Annotated in this window: 14 protein-coding genes and 1 tRNA gene; 7 read left to right on the forward strand and 8 right to left on the reverse strand. The window is 56.2% G+C overall.

Features of this window, described 5'->3' with window-relative positions:
* Positions 1 to 48 precede the first annotated feature (48 nt).
* The gene (locus tag RAL88_RS14705; RefSeq protein WP_306264558.1) at positions 49 to 1,524 is read left to right on the forward strand and encodes a HAMP domain-containing sensor histidine kinase; all 1,476 of its coding nucleotides are present in this window, start codon (positions 49 to 51) and stop codon (positions 1,522 to 1,524) included.
* Between the two features lie 105 nt (positions 1,525 to 1,629).
* Positions 1,630 to 1,706: transfer RNA gene (locus RAL88_RS14710), tRNA-Arg, on the forward strand.
* Between the two features lie 67 nt (positions 1,707 to 1,773).
* Here the strand turns inward: RAL88_RS14710 and RAL88_RS14715 are convergent.
* Together RAL88_RS14715 and RAL88_RS14720 are read right to left on the reverse strand one after the other, a co-directional pair.
* Positions 1,774 to 2,271 (reverse strand): hypothetical protein, encoded by a 498-nt coding sequence (locus RAL88_RS14715; RefSeq protein ID WP_306264559.1) that lies wholly within the window; start codon positions 2,269 to 2,271, stop codon positions 1,774 to 1,776.
* Positions 2,272 to 2,682: 411 nt separating this feature from the next.
* The gene (locus RAL88_RS14720; RefSeq protein WP_306264561.1) at positions 2,683 to 4,248 is read right to left on the reverse strand and encodes a reverse transcriptase domain-containing protein; all 1,566 of its coding nucleotides are present in this window, start codon (positions 4,246 to 4,248) and stop codon (positions 2,683 to 2,685) included.
* Positions 4,249 to 5,019: 771 nt separating this feature from the next.
* Between RAL88_RS14720 and RAL88_RS14725 the strand changes: the two genes are divergently transcribed.
* Entirely contained in the window at positions 5,020 to 6,882 is a 1,863-nt protein-coding gene (locus RAL88_RS14725; protein ID WP_306264563.1) for a heavy metal translocating P-type ATPase, read from the forward strand.
* Between the two features lie 196 nt (positions 6,883 to 7,078).
* On the opposite strand, the gene RAL88_RS14730 is transcribed toward RAL88_RS14725, so the two are convergent.
* Positions 7,079 to 8,974, reverse strand: coding sequence for an outer membrane protein (locus tag RAL88_RS14730; RefSeq protein WP_306264564.1), 1,896 nt, complete (start codon positions 8,972 to 8,974; stop codon positions 7,079 to 7,081).
* Between the two features lie 448 nt (positions 8,975 to 9,422).
* Between RAL88_RS14730 and RAL88_RS14735 the strand changes: the two genes are divergently transcribed.
* Complete coding sequence (locus RAL88_RS14735; RefSeq protein ID WP_306264565.1) at positions 9,423 to 10,979, forward strand: tetratricopeptide repeat-containing sulfotransferase family protein; 1,557 nt, start codon at positions 9,423 to 9,425, stop codon at positions 10,977 to 10,979.
* Between the two features lie 217 nt (positions 10,980 to 11,196).
* On the opposite strand, the gene RAL88_RS14740 is transcribed toward RAL88_RS14735, so the two are convergent.
* Both RAL88_RS14740 and RAL88_RS14745 read right to left on the reverse strand, forming a co-directional pair.
* On the reverse strand, positions 11,197 to 12,447 hold the full coding sequence (locus tag RAL88_RS14740) for a PHB depolymerase family esterase (protein ID WP_306264567.1): 1,251 nt from the start codon (positions 12,445 to 12,447) through the stop codon (positions 11,197 to 11,199).
* Between the two features lie 31 nt (positions 12,448 to 12,478).
* Positions 12,479 to 12,871 carry a CopG family transcriptional regulator gene (locus RAL88_RS14745; RefSeq protein WP_306264568.1) on the reverse strand — a complete coding sequence of 131 codons (393 nt, stop codon included), beginning with the start codon at positions 12,869 to 12,871 and terminating at the stop codon, positions 12,479 to 12,481.
* 239 nt (positions 12,872 to 13,110) lie between these two features.
* On the opposite strand from RAL88_RS14745, the gene RAL88_RS14750 reads away from it, so the two are divergent.
* The 3 genes from RAL88_RS14750 (at position 13,111) to RAL88_RS14760 (ending at position 16,639) form a co-directional block, all read left to right on the forward strand.
* A complete protein-coding gene (locus RAL88_RS14750; protein WP_306264569.1) occupies positions 13,111 to 14,160 on the forward strand; it encodes a Fic family protein in 1,050 nt (349 codons plus the stop codon).
* Positions 14,114 to 14,881: a hypothetical protein gene (locus tag RAL88_RS14755; protein WP_306264571.1), complete on the forward strand. Its 768-nt coding sequence runs from the start codon at positions 14,114 to 14,116 to the stop codon at positions 14,879 to 14,881. Before RAL88_RS14750 ends, RAL88_RS14755 begins: the two co-directional genes overlap by 47 nt.
* A gap of 147 nt (positions 14,882 to 15,028) precedes the next feature.
* Positions 15,029 to 16,639, forward strand: a complete 1,611-nt coding sequence (locus tag RAL88_RS14760; protein ID WP_371932102.1) for a SulP family inorganic anion transporter — start codon at positions 15,029 to 15,031, stop codon at positions 16,637 to 16,639.
* A gap of 41 nt (positions 16,640 to 16,680) precedes the next feature.
* Here the strand turns inward: RAL88_RS14760 and RAL88_RS14765 are convergent, their stop codons facing one another.
* Genes RAL88_RS14765 through RAL88_RS14775 form a run of 3 tightly spaced genes read right to left on the reverse strand, consistent with a single transcriptional unit; the run spans position 16,681 to position 21,291 of the window.
* The gene (locus RAL88_RS14765) at positions 16,681 to 17,595 is read right to left on the reverse strand and encodes a DmsC/YnfH family molybdoenzyme membrane anchor subunit (RefSeq protein WP_306264573.1); all 915 of its coding nucleotides are present in this window, start codon (positions 17,593 to 17,595) and stop codon (positions 16,681 to 16,683) included.
* A 16-nt stretch (positions 17,596 to 17,611) separates the two neighbouring features.
* Complete coding sequence (locus tag RAL88_RS14770) at positions 17,612 to 18,445, reverse strand: 4Fe-4S dicluster domain-containing protein (RefSeq protein WP_306264575.1); 834 nt, start codon at positions 18,443 to 18,445, stop codon at positions 17,612 to 17,614.
* Entirely contained in the window at positions 18,442 to 21,291 is a 2,850-nt protein-coding gene (locus RAL88_RS14775; RefSeq protein WP_306269712.1) for a molybdopterin oxidoreductase family protein, read from the reverse strand. The genes RAL88_RS14770 and RAL88_RS14775 overlap by 4 nt, the downstream gene beginning before the upstream one ends.
* Positions 21,292 to 21,521: the final 230 nt, after the last annotated feature.

The raw sequence follows: 21,521 nt of genomic DNA on the forward strand, positions 1-21,521 counted from the left end.
GCTGACCAAGAGCCACCTCCGCGCCGGCATTCGGTGGGCGGATTGTCAATGAAGCTGTTGTTGCTGACCATCGTGTTTGTCATGATCAGTGAGGTGTTCATCTATGTTCCGTCTCTGGCCTATTTCCGCAACACCTGGCTGATTGATCGCCTGGAGCGGGCATCCATTGCCCTGCGAGTGTCCGAGGGGTCGGGCAATTTCGATATGCTGTCGGACAGCACAGCCCAGGATATTCTGGAGGAGCTGGGTATCCAGACCATCGCAATTCAGAACGAGGGCAGCCGCCGGTTGATTGCCATGTCGGATATGCCGGCGATGGTCACATCGGAATTCAACACTGCGATTCTTGAGCCTGTAAATGCAATCATGGAGGCGATGCAATCGCTGCTCTTCGGCAACAGCCGCACCACGAGAGTGGTCGGGCAGGCGAAGGGGCTGACAGGCCCGGACGGGAAACCGGTTGAAATCGAAATTGTCCTGAAAGAAGACAAGCTGCATGCAGCCATGCTGGCTCATTCCATCAATATACTTCAATTATCGCTGGTGATTTCCATTATCACCGCATCCCTGGTGTTCCTGTCGCTGCGTGCCCTGTTTGTCCGCCCGTTCCGGCGGGTCACTCGGAATATGGTGCATTTTTCGGAAGATCCGGAAGATCCGGCGCGGGTAATTGCCAAAAGCCGGCGTGGCGATGAGATCGGCATTGCCCAGAATCAACTGGCCGAAATGCAGACCGAACTTCAGACCATGCTGGGGGAAAAACGCACATTGGCGGATCTCGGTCTGGCGGTCTCGAAGATCAATCATGATCTGCGCAATATCCTCGCCTCCGCAGTGCTGTTTTCCGACCGCCTGCAGGCGATTGACGATCCGGTGGTGCAGCGCTTTACGCCCAAGCTTGTGCGCGCCCTTGACCGCGCCATAGACTACTGCCAGTCGACCCTGTCCTACGGCCGTGCCCGCGAAGCGCCGCCAGCAATCCGGGTTGTGCAATTGCAGACCCTGGTGCTGGAAGTGTCCGACGCGCTGGGCCTCGACAGCGAACAGGCGGTCCGGTTTGAAAGTCATGTCGGCCGTGACTTCACGGTCGACGCTGACCCGGATCAATTGTTCCGCGTTCTGCTGAACCTGTCGCGCAACGCGCTGGAGGCAATGAAGACCAACGGCACGGAAATGGCCGACAGTGTTGTCAATTGTCTCACCATCAGGGCCTGGAGCGAAGATCGCAGTGATTGCATAACTGTATCCGACACCGGCCCGGGCGTGCCGGACGAATTGCGCGCCACCCTGTTCAAAGCCTTTCAGTCCTCCTCTGGCCCCGGCGGCACCGGTCTTGGCCTGGCCATTGCCGCGGAACTGGTGCGCGCCCATGATGGCAGCCTCACGCTGGATCAAACAGGCCAGGGCGCAAGCTTCACCGTGCGCCTGCCGGTGAGACGCGACATACGCGATCCAATTGCTGCGGAAACCGCTACTCAGGCAACGTTGCGGGTGGTCAAATCCGACACCGGCCACGGCGCCTGAATGCCCGTTTCCACACCCTGAGTCTTGTCGGGAATTACTGCTTGCATTCTGCCCGCCATCGCATTAGGGATACCCACCTTGCCACCCCAACGGGGCCAGGCATTGGCACCGGTAGCTCAGCTGGATAGAGCACCAGACTACGAATCTGGGGGCCGAGGGTTCGAATCCTTCCCGGTGCACCATTTCCCCATGTCCGACCCGGAGAGATAGGTACCATCTTTGATTGGTCCTTCAGGCTGGCTGCAGCCATCATTCGGGCACCCGATCAAACAAGGTTGTGACATTGACGACAATCATTGAGGAATAGCGCTCGGAGTGTGGGTTGCTTTTAACTTCCTCGTTAGTGTCAACAAAGCCAAGAAGGGACAATAGCCGTCTGGGATCATCGGACATATTGAGGATAGTGCCCTCATCTGCGTTAGAAGCGACATTGAGATAGACGTCTCGCGCACCTTCCTTGACTATCTGCCAGTGCTCAAGATCCTTGTTGGTCTCAAGCCAATCACCAAAGCCTATATCTTCTAGAAATACAGCCGGAACGCCCAAGCGAACCAGCTCTTCCAGAATAACGGCTTTGTAAAACTCATCCTCATCGTAGACACGACTGACACCAGTACCTGTGGCTTTGGGACCATCCGTGCGAAGAAAATCAAGCGCGGTCCAATGATGGAATTGCCGTATCATTTTAGAGAGTGCGGCATCGTCGCCATCAGGGACCAAAATGACGGGAAAATGTTTGACAGACATGAATAAGTGTTTGGAGATAATTACACCGATAGGGCAAGACATGATTTTTTACAGCCTGCTGGTTCACTCAATGTTTGGGATGCTCATAAACGGCATTCTGCTCGCCGGATCGACCGGCGATGTTGACGCTGGTCTTGGCAACGTTCAGTGTAATTTCCTGATTGTTTGGCCACCTCTGCTTGAGAGCATCTGGAGCGTGCTAGGCGGATTTATATCAACCCAATCCAACGCTGTGTCACCCCTACCAGAAACGTAGCACTGATAGAATTAGGCTTGCCGCGCCAAATGATTACCTAGTTCAATGTTTGCACCTGACGTCCTGATGACAATGAGAAGTTTACTTCAAGGATCTGACCCTCGCAATTGCAGCCTTCAAATATGGAGTTGCGATTCTAGGTTTTCTCAACAAAATTAATAGTCAAAAGCGTCAAAGAGAATTGATATGTCGAATGAGGAATCGTAGCCCGGCGCTTGAACACCTTCGAGACCAAACGTAAAAAAGTGCTTTCTCGCTGCGCGCCAGCCGCGAACTAAACTAGGAAAAACTACCTCTACGGCACTATCTGCACTATCTTCTTCACGCCAAGCAGATGGCGCAATCCAGTTTCCTAGAATTAGTTGTTGGTTTGATGGTGTTGGGCAATTGCGTCGATACCTGTCTCGTAAAATTCGCCTGCGTGCCACAGAAGCCCGCCGCACCATGTTTACTGTCCAGCCGTCGAGCGCCTTAAGAACAGATGGGTCTTCGATCAGACAGTAAAAGCCCATAAGACCGCGCATTTTCTTGAGCCGCCCGCCATGGTATAAAAATTCCTGAATATCTTGTTCTTTAAGCCCACCATAAAACCCCCTGCGAAGCTCATAGATCAGCCCTAACAAATCCCAATCGTAGCCGTGCCGCCTATTGGCTCTGCTCCGATCAAATCCGTGTTTCAGGGAATTTATCAAATAGATATTGGCCAGCCGAGAAACCTTTTGTTCAAGTTTTTTCTTGGTCTTTTCTGGTAGCGTAAGCCCAGCGTCTTTGAATCCGTAGCCCAAATAAGTGAAGTCGTTTATTGTGCGAATTTCATGCTGGTAGTCTGAAATTACAGAAATCCCCGGCGACTTTTTTCGATTGACGATTAGACCGCTTTCAGAGCAGTGGCGGTCGAAACATCGCTCAAGCCGCTGTGCGTCTTCATAACTTCCGCAGATTGCAACCACGTCATCCGCAAATCTGACAAACTTGCCAGCCTCGACAGATAGTTTTCGGTCAAGATCATGATTTGCAAGGTTGGCCAGTACCAAAGATGCTGAAGAACCTTGAGGCGTTCCCTTGACCTTGCGTTTAAACATCGAAGTCCTGTGTGCCTCTGCATCACCCAAGCGGTGATGAAGGAATGCTTCAAAGATATGTCGCTCATGAGGTGTAAGGCTAACCGTGGAGCGATCGGCAATTTTCTTTTTCAAGTAATTTGCTGGTATGTTGTCAAAGTACCTTTCAAAGTCAATTTGAACAGCAAATAGCTTACCATCTTTATCGAAGTCTCTTAGCGCCAAAATCGCATCAAACACGTTCTTGTCAGGATGATAGGCATACGAGTGTGGTGAGAGTCGCTTCTTATTTCTGTTTAATGTTCTTCGGAAAATTACGTTTGCTAGTGCTGCATCAGGAATTCCAAACGCGGTAATTTCCCGATTTGACCCATCTGGCTTAGGTATTAGAAATCTAAGCGCGGGCTCAGGATCGTATTCGTAGCGAAGGACTTTGTGCCAAATTGCTGTAGCAATAACATTTGCATTTCGTTTGCAATGTCGCGGATCAAAGTGCCGATGCAAAAACGTTCGAGATTTATTGGAAGGAAGCGCAGCTTCAACTCCCGTGCGGCGCTTGAACTTTTCGCGGTATTTCGCTTCTTTCTCAGCCTTGGTTCGTTCTTTTTGAAAGGCCTTTTTGCTCAAGCGTTTGATTTCTTGTCGTAATTCATTGCGCATAATATCTCATTCAAAAATCGGTGGGGCGCATAGAGTAAGGGGATACGGCGACTCAAGGTCCCCGATACCATCCAGTAAGTCTTTCGACCCACTGTCGCCAAATCAGTTTCCCAAAAAGGACGTCTTCAACCCCATAAGGGCCGGGTAGGTCGCGCCCCACCTAGGCTCCACGCCATCATCTATTAAAAGGCAAATTTGTTTGCGAGAGTCAACTTAGAACTGTGAAGGCATAGGACCTAACGCGGTTTAGATGAATTTCAGCTATTTCCGGTCAAAAGCTACAACTAGGTATCTGTAAGGCAGGCCTGCTTCTTGTTTACTATATCAAAATCCGACAGAGTTGATTTGATCCGCCATTCTTCAACCGCCAATATGTGAAGACTGACATGCTTATAGAATAAGCCTAACGCATTTCAAATTTCACCGATCGCAAAAACCGCAGAATTCTCCTCGTGGCGGGAATATTGTTAACCCGTCGCAATATTCAGAATGAAATCACTACCACAAACATGTTCCCACCATCATCCCCGCCGGTGCACCATTTCCCCAAATGTCCGACCCGGAATCGGTGACCCAAGTCACACTTCACCACCGGCAACTGCGCCCATGATTCCCGATGCACGTGCAACTGCGCCACTCTGGCAGCGTCCCCGGCTTGACGCCTGTTTTCTGGTGCGCGAGGATGATGCGGGCGTACCGGGTGCTGGAATTTGAGGGTTGTGTTGCGAATGAACCAGCGGCAATCGCCTCGGCCCGGAGGGATTGAGCCGTATGGAATACACAGGCACCGGGCGGGTCAAGACTGCACTCCTGCTGTTTGCCCTGACGGGGCTTCTGGCGGGAATTGCATTTTACTTCGCCGGCAATTCCAGTCTGGCCACCATTGCCTGGTTCGTCGGGGTGCTCCCTGTTCTTTTAGCTCTGCTGCTGGATATTCTGCACAGCCTGTGGCGAGGCGAGGTCGGGCTCGACATCGTCGCTGCCCTGTCGATGACGGCAGCTCTGTTATTTGACGAAACGCTGGCAGCGGCTGTTGTGGCCGTGATGTATTCCGGGGGAACCTTTCTTGAAAGTTTCGCCGAGGGCCGCGCGCGACGTGAGATGCACGCTCTGCTGTCACGCGTTCCGCGCGCCGCGACGCGGCACAAAAACGGCAGCCTCGAAGATGTGCCGCTTGATGCGATCAAACCGGGAGACCTGCTGCTGATCCGTCAGGGCGATGTCGTCCCGGTGGATGGGTTCGTCGTGTCACAGGCAGCTTTCCTCGATACTTCCGCCCTCACTGGTGAATCCCTGCCCACCCGCCTGTCGCAAGGGGCAACGGCGATGAGTGGCTCCACCAATGCGGGCGCACCTTTCGATCTGTCCGCGACGCACCTTGCGCAAGACAGCACCTATGCCGGGATTGTGCGTCTGGTGGAGGAAGCACAGCGCTCCAAGGCGCCAATGGCGCGGCTGGCGGATCGCTGGTCGCTGGGATTTCTGGCGCTCACTGTTACCATCGCCTTTGCGGCATGGTGGTTCACGGGCGACCCGATCCGCGCCGTCGCCGTGTTGGTGGTTGCAACGCCTTGCCCGCTGATTCTGGCCGTGCCGGTGGCGCTTGTTGCCGGCCTGTCGCGCGCCGCGCATTTCGGCGTCCTGATCAAGGGGGCGGCTCCTCTTGAGGCGATGGCGCGCATTCGAACACTGATCCTCGACAAGACCGGAACCCTCACCGACGGGCGCCCGCAAATTGTTTCGATCGACACATATGGCGGCAGGGACGAGGACGACATTCTGCGGCTCGCAGCAAGCCTCGATCAGGCGTCAAAACATCCGGTCGCGCAGGCTATCGTCGCCGCTGCGAAGCAGCGCGATCTTGTGCTGCCTGTGCCTTCGCAGGTTACAGAAATTGCGGGCGAGGGTGTGACCGGAAGGGTAGAGGGCCACATGGTCATTGTCGGCGGCGACACATTCGTGGCGCAACGTGTTGGCAGAATTTCGGGCGGCCCGTTGGCTCTCATGCAGGGCTCCGTCCTTGTCGCAGTGGCGCTGGACGGTGTTATGGCAGGGCATCTTGTGATGGCCGATCCGTTACGAAAAGGGGCAGGCGCGATGCTTGCCGGGCTGCGCCGCGAAGGGATTGCGCGCATCCTGCTTGCAACCGGCGATCGGGCCGAAGTTGCCGAGCGCGTCACAAAAGGCCTTGGCCTTGACGGGCTTCATGCCGGGCTGACGCCGGATCAGAAAGTCAGTCTTGTCCTGGCTGAGCGGAACAACGGCCCCGTGATGATGGTCGGGGATGGCGTCAACGACGCGCCGGCACTGGCGGCGGCGGATGTCGGCGTGGCCATGGGTGCCCGCGGTGCGGCGGCTTCTGCGGAAGCGGCGGACGTAGTGCTTCTGGTCGACCGGATTGACCGGCTCGGACCGGGAATCGAGATCGCCCGCCGCTCGCGGCGCATAGCTGTCGAAAGCGTTGTCGCCGGGATCGGATTATCTGTGGCCGGCATGATCGCGGCGGCTTTCGGATACCTGACGCCAGTTGAAGGAGCGCTGCTTCAGGAGGTGATCGACGTCGCCGTCATCCTCAATGCGCTGCGCGCTCTGCGCATTACACCCCGTGATCCCATGGCTTTGCGGGCCGCATAACGTCAATTGAGTGGATATACGACATGAGTGGTCTCATGCGCTCCGAAATCCATATGCTCTGGAAGAGAGCTGCAGAAAACCCGCTATAGTTGGAGCATCAGGTCCTTGATGTTAGGAAGCGCTCTAAGGCAGCGTGAAAACAGGGCAAAAAAAAGCCCCGGCATAACCGGGGCTTTATAAGACGTCGCTACGGGACTTAGTTGAAGTGCCAGCTTGCACCTACTCGTGCCGCCCATGTATTCTGAATTCCGGCTTCACCGGTTGCACCATTGCCACCTTGCTGCTGGTCGAACCAGTAATGCATACCTTCGGCACGCAGACTGACCTTTTCAGTTGCCATCCACTCAATTCCAAGTCCTGCAACCGGCCCGGCAATTATTTCGGCTTTTTTGTTGATCTGAATAATCGAGCCGCCGGAACCAGTTGAACTGGCAAAGGCAATACCGCCCGTTGCATAGATCAGGCTGCGGTCCAGTGTCATTCCCAGGCGTCCGCGCAGGGATGCAATACCTGACAATTGTCCGGATACCAGATCGGAGACATCCGAGGTGGTAATACCGCCAACCCATGGGTTCACACCGACATCGGCTTCAACCCCGGCAATCACCATATCAGCAACCTGCCAGTTGTACCCGGCATGACCGCCGATCAGGAACCCGGCGAACTGACCAGATCCCTCGTCCGATGAATCTCCGCTGAGGTCAGATGTACCGTCGTAAAGGGCTCCGCCATAGCCGGTGAAACCGCCGACATAGGCACCGCTGAAATCTGCATCAAATGGTTCTGCGTCATCGCTGGAGCCTGGATTGAAGTAATAACTCGCTCCGACACGCGCCAGCCAGGTGTCCTGAATACCGCCATAGCCAGAGCCTTGATTTCCGCCCTGTTTCTGGTCAAACCAGTAATACAGACCTTCCGCCCGCAGGCTGACCTTGTCCGACACCATCCACTCAAGTCCGGCACCGGCCACGGCACCAGTCACGATTTCGGCTTTCCTGTTATACTCCATCGTGATCCCGCCCGAGGCGTTGGAGCTGGCAAAGGCGACACCGCCGGTTGCATAGATCAGTGTCCGGTCAATCTGATAGCCAAGACGTGCCCGCAGTGAAGCGATGCCACTCAGATGCCCACCAACAAATGACGAACTGCCGGCGCTATTTGGCATGGAGACATTCCATGGCGCGACAGTGATGTCGCCTTCAATGCCGAGCACCAGATTTGAAGCCGTTTTCCAGTTGTAACCGGCCTGGGCGCCAACCAGAAAGCCTTCATTCTTGACAGTGAATTCGGTGCCGCTGTCATCGGGATCACCTTTATAGTCGGCACTGCCATAGCCGGTGTGTCCACCAACATAGAAACCGGAAAAGGCGTTTCCTGCCAGCGCGCCATACATATCGTCAACTGGACGCGAGCCGTTGAAATACCAGCTGGCTCCGACCCGCGCCACCCAGGTGTCCTGAATGCCACCAAAGCCGCTTTCGCCGGGGGCGCTGTCCTTCTGGTCGAACCAGTAATACAGGCCTTCCGCCCGCAATGCGACAGAAGGTGACAGCAGCCATTCAACACCGGCACCGACAACCGCCCCAGTGACGATCTCGGCTCTACGGTTGTGCTGGATTGTTGCGCCGGCTCCAGCATTGGAACTGGCAAAGGCAACACCGCCCGTGGCGTAGATCAGAGTTTCGTCAAGCACATAGCCAAGCCGCGCGCGCAGCGAGGCCATTCCCGACAGATGTCCGAAGACCGAGTTTGTAGAATCTTCTGAATAGGCCGCATTCCAGGGCGCAACAGTGATGTCGCCTTCAATACCCAGAAGCACGTTCTGCATGACTTCCCAATTGTAACCCGCCTGCATGCCGAACAAGGCACCACGATTTTTCATGCCGTTATAGGGATCGCCGTCATCTTCCCAGGAGCCTTCGTAATCCGCACTGCCATACCCGGTATGAGCGCCGATATAAAAGCCGGTGAACGGCGTGCCGGCGGCAACCGGAATGCTGATCGGATCAGCAGCTTCCGCCACAACCATTGAAGCAACCAGCAGTAGCGCTGCAGGTGCCACACTGCACATCAGTTTTCTATGAATTCTCAATTTAAAGCCCCTTTAAAAATCAATATGTCTTCCTGCTGATCCCGACGGGCTCTCTTGATGGTCAAACACAAGGCTTGATGGTCACATACAAAGCACCACGCCGCGGGAATCGCGCGAGTGGAATCATCTGATTAGGGGCAGGTTTTCGCGGCGTGTAAACCTGCAGGCGAATTTCAGCGTGCAAAATGGCATCCGGCGTGTACTTTTTCGGGAACTGTGGCGAAAATGTGACAGAATTCGGGCGGCGATCCCCATCGCAACATCTATGGTGCAACAGTCCACAGCATCGTTCAGAGCCGGACTGCAGCTCGAAAGCGGCAGGAGAATTGACTTGTCAGCGGCGCTGCGAATAGTTTGTCGGCGAAACCGCAACCAGCAGCATCTGGCCAGCCTTCAGCCCGGTCTGCGGGCCGGGCAGGGAAGTGTTGCTCAACTGCCGAGGCCTCGGGTGTCCAAAAAACAATTCAAAACCGCAACACTGCCGGGTAATGAGAAAATCACACCGGTCAATCCGCTTCAGGATGCTTTCATCAGACTGGAACAGTCGGAACGGCTGCGCCAGGCCGGCAAGTTCCAGCAGGCGCAGAAAACCTGCTTGGCGCTACTCAAGGAACACCCCAATTATATGGCAGCGCTGCACACGCTTGGCCTGATCTATGCCGGCATGTCGAATTATGAGCAGGCGCTCAATTGTCTGGTGCGCGCGGCGATGCAGAACCCCCGCAGCATAGCCACCCTGACAGCGCTGAGCGGCGTCTATCTGGAACTCGATGCGCCCGAAACCGCGGCCTATACGCTGGAGCAGGCCAGAGCGATTGATCCGAAGGACGTCAATGTCCTGGTCACGCTGGGCGAGATTTATCGCGCTGAAATGGAATATGAGCAGGCCAAACTGGTGTTTGCCGAAGCCCGGGCCCTCCAGCCGGATCTGGTTCCCGCTTCTGCCGGCTATGCCTGGGCCTGTTCTTCGCTGGGAGAAAACGAAGAGGCGGTTGCCGTTTTCGAGAAATTGCTCAGCGGCGGCTACAAACGCTTTGAACCGCTTTCTGCTCTCGCTGCCCTGCCAGCGCCACTGCTTCATGTTGATCTGCTGGATGAAATGGACGCCTATTTGAAGGGGCCGGATCAATCGGATTCCGACCCGACCATGATTGCCTTCATACGCGCCGCCGCGTTGGACAAGGATGAGCGCTATCAGGAAGCCTGGGACGCCATGGTTCCGGCCAATAAAGCAGTACTCAAAACTGTCAAAGAGCAGGCCGAACGCATTCGCGAACGCCAGAACAGGACCCTCGATCTGCTGCGGGCAAACCCGGTAAAACCGGCCAGCGATACAGCCGGTGATGCAGCCGGTGACAATACCCCCACCACTTTGTTTATCCTCGGTCCGTCCCGTTCCGGGAAGACCTCAATGGAAGCTCTGGTTGCCAGCCTGGATGGCGTCAAACGCGGCTATGAAAATCGCTTTGTCGATACCGCAATACGCCAGACCTTTCAGGGTGCGGGCCTGCTCACCAACCGCTATTTTGAAGTGCTGCCGCCACAGCTTTATCCGCAATGCCGAACAATCTATCTTGAAGAACTGCACCACCGCGCCGGCGGCGCCAAAGTTTTCACTAACACCCATCCCTCGCGGATGAGTGACGCCGCGCTGATGTCGATCGTTTTTCCCAAGACAAAATTCCTGTTTATCAAGCGCGATCCGGAAGATGTCGCGCTGCGCATTTTCATGCGCCATTACCAGAGCGACAACAGCTATGCCTATGACATGGATATGGTCCGCGAACACATCGACTGGTACCACGAGATGATGGATCTGATGGTCGAGAAGAACCCGGATCATGCCCGCATCGTTCACTATGAAGATATGGTCACTGATCCGGCGCGTGCGCTGAAAGTTGCCGCTGATTTGTGCGGCATTGCAATGCCCGAAGGAGCCGTTCCGGCGGTGGGAGATGATCGCGGCTGCGCCAAGCCTTACAAGGACATGATCGCTTCACTCTGAGACATTGAACGAGTGCGGAAACGGCACCGCGCTGGTGCCGTTTCCGCAGGCCTCCCGGACGAAGCCCGCAGCAGCGGCGCACTCCACTCGTGAAGAGCCGTTATCGCCGCCGCGCCCTATAATCAGACTTCCTTGTCCGGCCATGACCGGTCCCGTCGCGCCCGTCATTTCGGGCCGGGCCGGGCTTTTTCTATCGCATCGAATGCCAGCATTGACGTCATTTCGAAAACTCCCGGCTCTCGGCCTGCAGAAAAAACCGCACCATTTCAGCCGAGGCATCGGGCCCGACAGGATCGGTGAAGGAACCTGTTGCGGAGCCGCCGGACCAGGCATGGCCGCTGCCCTCGATCATCCACAATTCGCGCGCCGACACCTGCTTTGAAGATGCGACGATTGTACGGTGGTAGCGCCGTCCTCCAGCGGAAATGCCACTCTCGGCTGACGCGGCGGACGCATCGTCAGAGGCACCAAAAACACGGTCTGCATTTGAGGGATGCACGGTTCCATCGCCGCTGCCATGAAATACAATCCTTGGCGTCCGGCCTGTATCACTCCAGCTCTGATCGGCTGGCGAACCGGACGCAAATGTCATGTCGCCGCGCATCGCTGCAAAGGCCGATGGCACATCATGGGCCGCACCATGCGCCAGTCCGGAATGGACGCCGATCGCGCAATAGACATCCGGATAAACGGCACCAAGGGTTGCGGCCATGGCACCACCGGCAGAAAGGCCGGCGGTGAAAGCCCGCCCGCGCTTCACCTTGAATTCTTCTTCTATCTGCCGGGTGAGAGCGGCCAGGAGCGAAGGTTCGCCTGCGCCACGGCGCTGATCCTGCGGCCGGAACCAGTTCCAGCATACAGACGGGTTCTCTGCCCGGTTCTGTTCGGGATACAGTATGATGAGATTGTGCTGTTCAGCCAGCTGGTTCATGCCGGTGCCGCAGGCAAAATCATCTGCCGTCTGGGTGCAGCCGTGAAGCATCAGCAACAGACCTTCTGCCGGTTGCGAAAGCCCGCCCGGCACGTAAATGCGATAATCGCGAGCACCCTCACTACAGGAGAAATGCCGCTGCTCATAGCGCGCGCCATCGGCAATCCGGGGCAGGATGGTGGTTTTCCGCGCCGCCGGTACAGTGAAGTCGGGCCGACTGTGGCGCAAGCCATGAAGGACAGATTTCAACGATTGGCGAGGTGTGCCGTTCGGGGTGCCAACGCGCCGGAGCCGGTTGCCGGACGTATCAAACTTCGACGTGGCTGCAGCGCCGGTTTCGCCGCTTGGCCTGGCGGCACCGGAGGCGTTGCTTCCGATCAGCAGGGTCTGTGGCGTTTTATCAGCCCACGTGCCGGGTCTGGTATTTTCGGAATGCGCTGCCAGCGCGGCCTGTATCGTCGAGGTGGCAGTGGCAACATCACCCGCACAGGTTTCTCTCAGCGCCTGCCGCATGGCCGTCGGAAATTTGAAAGTCATATTGAGATCCTTAGAATTAGCGGGCTTCGCCCTATTTGATGCGCCCGGCGAGCGCTGTTTTAACGTCAGGCGAGGCATGCAGCGCGCCAAGAACCGTGATCGTTGCGATCGTGGCACTGGCCAGATCAGGCGCGACATCATCTGCAAACCGGGCCAGCCCGACGACTTTGATGTGCAGCATTTCGCCGGCCTGGCGTGCCGCTTCAAGCTCGTCGCGGGTGATGTCACGCAGCCCCAGCTGCAAAGTGTGGCGCTCAATGGAATTTGCGATAGCACTTGCTTCCGTGGCCAGTTGGTTGCGGATCGAGGTGCGGATGAAATCGGTCCGGTTCTGGTAGAAACCTTCCTGCACCAGCAGGTCGATCCGTCCCAGATCGACATGGCCAAGATTGATTGTGATTTTTTCGCTGTCCGACACTCGCATTGCCAAAACCATCTATAAACCATCTGATTGGATGGTATATGGAGTATCTACCAGTTTTTGTAAAGGCCTGTAGCGTCGAATTGCGTAGGACAAGCCCGCCAGGGACTGAAAGGTTCCGCTTTTCCTTGTCGGAAAAATTGTTCGGGCGGAATTTAAGCACTCAGCATCCCGATTTGGATGAAATCGAATGCAGTAATGGATTGACAAAATGGGTGTAATTGGGTGTATTATTGGATGTTATGATCCAACTCAAAAGCCTTGTCATTACGTCTGACATACTCAACCTCATCTCCGAGATCGATGAATTCAAAGGAGCGTGGAGGGCGTTGGGAACACTGGCACCAGAGCGGTTGTCAGCTCTGCGCCATGTCGCCACGATTGAGAGCGTGGGGTCTTCCACCCGCATTGAGGGCAGCCATATGTCCGATCGGCAGGTTGAAACGCTTCTCAGTAACCTGGCAAACCGGCAATTTGACTCCCGTGATGAACAGGAAGTCGCTGGTTATGCCGAAGTCATGGAACTGATTTTCCACTCCTGGCCCGACATTCCGGTTTCGGAAAACTATATCAGACAATTGCATCGCGACCTGCTGGTTTACAGCCAGAAAGATGAGTGGCATCGCGGAAACTATAAAACGGCACCAAACAGCATCGCGGCATTCGATGAAGCCGGAAACCAACTCGGAATCATCTTCGAAACCGCCACTCCTTTCGATACACCGTCATTAATGCGGGAACTTATCTCGTGGATTGTGACGGCACGCGCCGAAAAAGTGCTTCATCCACTGTTGATCATTGCTGTATTTGTGGTCGTTTTTCTTGAAATTCATCCCTTTCAAGACGGCAATGGCCGTCTCAGCCGCGCGTTGACGACCTTGCTGCTGCTGCAGGCGGGGTATGTCTATGTGCCCTACAGCTCGCTTGAAAGTGTGATTGAACAGAACCGGGAAACCTATTATGCGGCACTACGTCAAACTCAGGGAACCATCCGATCCCAAACGCCGGACTGGCAGCCCTGGATTGTCTTCTTCCTGCGTGCGCTCCAGCAGCAAATGCGCCGTCTGGCGCACAAGGTCGAGCGCGAAAAGCTGCTTCTGTCTGCTCTGCCGGCATTATCCGTCCAAATCCTGGATCATGCGCGCGCCCATGGCCGGGTGACAGTCCGGGAGATGGTCATTGTGACCGGGGCTAGCAGAAACACGCTGAAAGAGCATTTCAGATCGCTTCATCAGAACGGGCATCTTGACTTACACGGCAAAGGCCGCGGTGCTTGGTATAGCCTGCGTTGAAACGCAATCATCCGCATATCCGTTACGTGCTTTAAAAATTGCAGATGAAGGAAAAAAAATGAATGAATTCTGGGTGTATGTGGAGCCGTTCGTTAATGAATTGAAAGAATGGCAGACAGCAATAGTCGGAATCCTGGCTGTGGTTTATGCGGCCAAAACCGTGTGGCAAATAAGACGGCAACGCGCGGACGAAAAAACCCGCCATCAGGAAACCGAGCGCAAAAAGAGCTGGGCGGCACGCGCACAAATGCCTGACGCATTGTCAGAGATATCTACCTTCTGTCGCGCCGTTGTCTCGCAGCTTGACCAGACCCCGCTCGAAATGCCGCCATTGCCTGAGCGGGCAATAGACACATTAAAGCTGGTAATCGAGCATATCGCGGCTGATGCTTCAAGACGAACATTTGAACTTTTGAGTCACTACCAGGTTCACAATGCGCGTCTGCAAGCTCGTATTTCAGATTCATCCGAATTCAAAGCGGACTCGCCGGACTGGGAAAACGCAATGTACGACGTGGCGCTGCTTCAGACCTTCGCCAACAGCCTTTACGATTATGCACGAAACAAAGCAGATACAAGTCCCACTGGCGAGCCAGACCGTAAAGACTTGTATGCCGGCTTGGTCCAAGCCGTCGGTATGGTAAAATTCTATGGGGACGAAGATCGATTTCGCCCGGTGGTGAAATTGATAGAACAATATCACCCCGACAGCGAGAGTTGAGCCAACCAAATTTCTATCTGCTCCGGCGTCCTATTCGGATTTCCTTCATTTCCGCTCCGTAAACCCTTTGTTGTTGTCATCCCGCGCAACTCCGTTATGTAAGGGGCACAAAACCCCCCGATGATTTTTCGAACGGATTGATCCCACGTGAACAAGCCCACGCTTGCTGCCTTTGCCGACCGCCTGTCTTTTCCTGACTGGAAAAACAACACGCCAACTGTTTTTACGCCGAGCCGCATCAAGACGGAGTTGTTGTCGGGGCTGACTGTCGCCCTGGCGCTGGTGCCCGAAGCGGTTGCCTTTGCCTTTGTCGCCGGCGTGCATCCGCTGGTCGGGCTGTATGCAGCTTTCATTGTCGGCCTGATTACTGCCGTTTTCGGCGGCCGTCCGGGCATGATTTCCGGCGCTACCGGCGCGCTGGCAGTGGTAATGGTCTCACTGGTCGCCGTTCACGGCGTGGAATATCTGTTTGCCGCAGTGGTGGTGATGGGCATCCTGCAGATTCTTGCAGGCGTTTTCAAATTGGGAAAATTCATCCGCCTGGTGCCGCACCCGGTTATGCTGGGCTTCGTCAACGGTCTGGCGATTGTCATCTTCATGGCTCAATTATCCCAGTTCAAGGTGGCCGGAGCTGACGGCACCAAAATCTGGATGACCGGCTGGCCTCTGGCCAACATGCTGGGTCTGGTGGTGCTGACGATGGGCATTATCTGGCTGATGCCAAAGCTGACCAAAGCCATTCCTGCGCCGCTTGCCGGCATTGGCGTCGTCGCTGCCATTGTTATTTTCTTCGGCGTCGATGTGCCGCGCGTCGGCGATCTGGCCTCGATTCAGGGTGGCCTGCCGCAATTCAGCATTCCCATGGTGCCGCTGACCCTTGAGACCCTGGAAATTGTGTTGCCGTTTGCGGTCATTCTCGCCGCCATTGGCCTGATTGAAAGTCTGCTGACGCTGAACCTGGTCGGCGAAATCACCGAGCAGCGCGGCGGTGCATCGCGCGAATGTATGGCTCAGGGCGTTGCCAATACGGTGACCGGCTTTTTCGGCGGTATGGGCGGCTGCGCCATGATCGGCCAGTCGATGATCAATGTAAAATCCGGAGGCCGCACCCGGCTGTCCGGCATCGCAGCGGCGCTGTTTCTGCTGGCCTTCATTCTGGTCGCCTCGGGGCTGATCGAGCAGATCCCGCTGGCGGCGCTTGTCGGCGTGATGTTCATGGTGGTGATCGGCACCTTTGCCTGGCAGAGCCTGACCATCCTGCGCCGCATTCCGTTGACAGATGCGCTGATGATCGTGCTGGTGACGGTGGTCACGGTTCTCACCGATCTGGCAATTGCCGTGGTCGTCGGCGTTATCATGTCGGCTCTGGCCTATGCCTGGAACAATGCCACCCGCATCCATGCCAAGGCGCAGATCTCGCCGGACGGTGCCAAAGTCTATCAGATCGAAGGACCGCTCTTCTTCGGCTCCGCTGACGGGTTTTCCGAGATTTTCAACCCGCAGGATGATCCTGAACTGGTCATTGTGGATTTCATGAACTCCCGTGTGGTCGATCAGTCAGCCCTTCAGGCCATTGAATCCCTTGCCATGAAATACGAGGCGCTCGGCAAAACTCTGCAATTGCGCCATCTGTCGCGGGACTGCCACAGATTGCTCAACCGGGCCGGTCAGCTGATGGTCGATTCAGATGATGATCCCGATTACGGGCTGGCCGCAGATTATTCCGTCAAGACCGGCATTCTGGGGGCCGGACACTGAAATTCTGGCACTGAATTGTAATCGATTTGGTGCTGCCCTGCTCAGGCGCGGTCTGCCCCGTAATAGACCGAGACAGCGTGTTTTGCTTCGGCGAAGAACAGCCAGCGTTCCGTCAGCACACCGGCGAGATGACTGATCAGGGCTGCAAGACCGAAAAACACCATGCCTGAGGCCGCCATGATGAGCAGCAGCAGCACGGGCAGGATCAATCCCAGAACATAGCTCAGCAGCCGCAGTTTCTGCGCATGTTTGCGTGCTACCTTGAAGCCCATTTCGCGCGTCAGGTAATTCTCGCCCATATGCGGAGGCTCGAGCAGCCGTGCTTTGCCGAGAAAGCCCAGACCCGTCGCGCTTTCCGGGGTCGACGGGCCGGATTCCTGGTCAAGCGCGCGATACCACGCAGTCTTGGCCATGAAGGCGGCTGCCAGCGCCACGATTGTCAGAACGATAAGACTGGCTTCCAGGCCGTTAAAGGCGTTGAGCGTGGCCAAGGCAAGTAAACCACCGGACAGGGCGAACAGCAGATAGCAGGTGTTTGTTACCGGATTGTGCCAGGCATGGACGGTTTTCAGCGAGGCATAAATCATGCTGGTGGCGTAGACCGTTATTGCGGCCATAACGGCCACTAGGAACCCCAGCCAGCCGAAACTGAGGTCAAACAGCACCGCAAAACCGGTCTGCGCCGTCAGCGGCACAAAGGTCAGAACAGCCAGCACGCCTTCGCGGGACAGCCAGCTTGAGCGCCATTGCGAAAACGCCCGCCAGGCCCGTTGCGGATTACCCAGATGCAGCGTCGAGGACACAAGACCGCCGGCAATGGCAACAAAAGCCAGCACATGCCCGATCTTGACGGCGGCCAGCGCCGGGTCCGGCTGCAACAGGCCGAGCATTGCCGCAAGGCCGTAGCCGAAGCCGGACAGGGTGGTGAAGATGATAACGGACAGGGCGGGATGCATGATTTTGTCTCAAATCTCAGAGTTTGGATAGCGCGGTGTCGATCCATTTCAGGAAGCCCTGCGCTCCGTCAGTGCTTTCAGCAACGGCGATGGGGTTAGAAGAGGCATCCGCCTTCGGCAAGGTCTGGCGCGGTCGTGGTGGCAGATATTTGTTGACCGGTCGTGTGCCCTGTTCAGGCATCAGATCAATTCCGCCGCGCTCTCTCACCAGAACCGAAACATCCGACTGCGGGTCGCCAAGATCGCCGAAATGCCGGGCATTGGCCGGGCAGGTGCGCACACAGGCGGGCTGGCGGTCAATTTCAGGAATAGCTTCATTGTAAATCCGGTCGACGCACAGGGTGCATTTTTTCATCACCCCGGCATCCTCATCCATTTCGCGTGCTCCGTATGGGCAGGCCCAGGCGCACAGGCCACAGCCGATGCATTTGTCCTCATCGACCAGGACAATGCCGTCTTCGCCGCGTTTGTAACTGGCCCCTGTCGGGCACACCGTGACGCAGGGCGCATCGTCGCAATGCAGGCAGGATTTGGGAAAATGGACAACCCGCGCTTCGTCGGTTTGGGCAATGATTTCGCCAATACCCTGGCCTTTCGGCTTCTTGCCGTAACCGGGGATGACATCACCCGGTGTCACATCCCCCGGCGTCACTTCGAATGTGTGGATGCGGTTCAGCCATGCACCGCTGACATCCTTGCCGTAAGGGTCCTGGTCCGACAGGGCCGAGCCATAGCCGCCGGTATTCCATTCCTTGCAGATAACGGCGCAGGCATGGCATCCCACGCACACATCCAGATCGATGACGAGCCCGAGTTTCTTGCCTGTCGTGGCGGTTGGCAGACTGGTCATGATGAAGTGTCCCTGGTCCATTCCTGGCCATAGCGCAGATCCTCGGGCGGCTCGCCCAGCACCTTGCGGGCTGCCAGATCGTCAAAGCCGGGACTGCTTTCCGGGCTCGACTGGTCAGGATGTTTGCTGATCGAGACACGCAGATCATACCACGCCGCCTGGCCGGTGATCGGGTCGCTGTTGGCCCAGCGCAGGCCGTCGCCTTTTGGCGGCAGCAATTCGTGAATCAGGTGGTTGAGCAGAAAGCCCTTGGTGGCTTCCGGCGAGTCCGGCGACAGATTCCAGGCACCCTTGCGCTTGCCAATCGCATTCCAGGTCCACAAGGTCTTGTCATTGACCGCTTCCATCCGCGCGATCGGCACGCGGATCGAGGAATGCCAGGACGAAACCTTCGCCCAGTCGCCATCGACCAGGCCTTCCGCATCGCAAATCGAGCCTGGAACATACAGCACGTTTTTGGTGTGAATCTGGCGCAGCCAGGCATTCTGCGACCCCCAGGAATGATACATTGCTGCCGGTCGCTGGGTGATGGCGTGATAGGGATAATCCGCCAGATCCACACCGTCTTCCTCAAATGGCGCATACCAGACGGGCAGAGGGTCGAAACAGGTCTTGATCCGCTCCCTGTGGTGTGCCGGGGCAATCGGCTGGCGCAACCCTTCGGCACTGAGGCGGAATTTCTGCAGTTCCTCCACATAAAGCTGGAAGGTTACGGGTTGCGGTGCATCGAAGAAACCCATCTCCACGGCAAAGTCCTGATAGGCCTTGTTGGCATGTTTGTAGAACCGTGCCTCTTCCGGCAGCTCCTTCGACCAGAAAGCACCGTTTTTGATATAGGCATTGATCTGATCCGGATTTGGCGCTCCGCGGCCTTCCTGATCGCCATTCTCGCCACGAAAACCCGCCAGAGGCCCGATACCCGGCCGGCGCTGATGGTTGACGATATAATCCGCATAATCCTTGTAGAGCGGCTCCCCGGTGTCATTGACAAAACCCGGCAAATTGAGTTTTCCGCCAAGCTGAATCAGCGCGGACTGGAACCCGCGCACATCCCGGTCCGGTTCCACCACCGGCCAGCGAATGCTGTCATTCACCGAATCCGGTTCCGAAATCGGTCGGTCCAGCAGCGAAATGCAGTCATGGCGTTCCAGATAAGTCGTATCCGGCAGCACCAGATCGGAATAGGCCACCATTTCACTGGCATAGGAATCGGAATAGATAATCTTCGGAATCTTGTACGCGCCGGTCTCATCCTTGTCGGTCAGCATGTCGATGACGGATTTGGTGTTCATCGACGAATTCCACGCCATATTGGCCATATACATGAACAGCGTGTCGATCTTGTAGGGATCACCGGCATGGGCATTGGCGATCACCATATGCATCAGACCATGGGCCGACATCGGCGCATCCCAGGAAAACGCCTTGTCGATGCGTGTCGGTTTGCCCTCGCCGTCAATCAGCAGATCCTCCGGGCCGCGCACATAACCAAGATGCGGACCGGCAAGGCCCTGCTTGGGATCAGATTCAAACCCGTTCGCACTCATGTGCTCAGGCTTGCCATGCGGCTTGGGATGAGCTGCCATAGGTTTTGGATAGGGTGGTTTTGACCGGAAGCCGCCGGGACAGTCAATCGAGCCGATCAGAACCTGCAACACATGCAGCGCGCGAGTCGTCTGGAAGCCGTTCGAATGGGCCGAAATACCGCGCATCGCATGCATCGAAACCGGGCGGCCGATGATCTTGTCGTGACGCTCGCCCGTCATGTCGGTCCAGGGCTGGTCGATGACGATTTCTTCTTCAAACGCAACGCGGGCGATTTCGGCTGCCAGATCGCGGATCGTCTCGGCGGCAATGCCGGTCTTGGCGGCAACCGCTTCCGGCGCGTAATCGGGCACCATATACTTCTGCGCCATCAATTCCAGGACCGGCACGGCCTGTTTGCCGGCACCAATTGTGCAGCTGTCCGGCAGAGTCACAGAACCGCCCATGCGCGGTTTGACATTTTTTGTCTTGGTCGGCTGCACCGAGCCGTCAGCGACCAGAACCAGCGGTGTGCCGTTACCATCGCGCGCAATCAGACCATGATCCTTGTCGCCCGGGGCCTGCACCACCAGCCAGGCGGCGTTGGTATAGCGGTTGAGATAATCCAGATCGATTTTGCGCAACCGGAATAATTCGTGAATCAGCGACAGGATCAGCAGGCCGTCGGTGCCCGGCTTTACGCCCAGCCAATTATCGGCAATCGAGGAATAACCGGTGCGCACCGGGTTGATCGAGACAAACCGCGCGCCACGGGATTTCAGTTTCGACAGGCCCATCTTGATCGGGTTGCTGTCATGGTCCTCTGCCACACCGAACAGCAGAAACAGCTTTGTCCGGTCCCAGTCCGCAGAGCCGAATTCCCAGAATGCACTGCCGATTGTATAGATGCCGGCGGCAGCCATGTTGACGGAACAGAACCCGCCATGGGCGGCATAATTTGGTGTGCCGAAATTCTGTGCCCAGAAACTGGTCAGGGCCTGCGACTGGTCGCGTCCGGTAAAAAAGGCCAGTTTTTGCGGGTCCTTGCGCAGCGGGCCGAGCCATTCGGCGGCTTTGTCGAGAGCTTCCTCCCAGGAAATTTCCTTGAATTCATTGGAGCCGCGCGGACCGGTGCGCAGCAGCGGTTTTTTCAACCGGGCCGGAGACATGTGCTGCATGATCCCGGCAGCCCCCTTTGCGCACAGCACACCCTTGTTGACCGGATGATCGCGGTTGCCTTCAATGTAACGCACCTTGCCATCGCGCAGATGCACATTGATGCCGCAGCGGCAGGCACACATGTAGCAGGTGGTCTGCCGCATATCCTCGCCCACGGGGGCCGTTGTGGTGATGGTCCGGTCACCGACGCCACCGGTCAGATGTTGTGGGGCGGTCTCGCGCATGCTCATATAAATTCTTCCTCCCTGCCCAAGTGTTATCTGCACCGGGTTGGAATATCAAACATTTAATTGCCAATTATTAAGACTTACAGTCTCATAAAATGGCAGAAAAAGACAAATTGACAGTTCGTCAGATAGGGATCTGAAGAAGC

Source organism: Pararhizobium sp. IMCC3301 (assembly GCF_030758315.1).
In the GTDB taxonomy this organism is placed as follows: domain Bacteria; phylum Pseudomonadota; class Alphaproteobacteria; order Rhizobiales.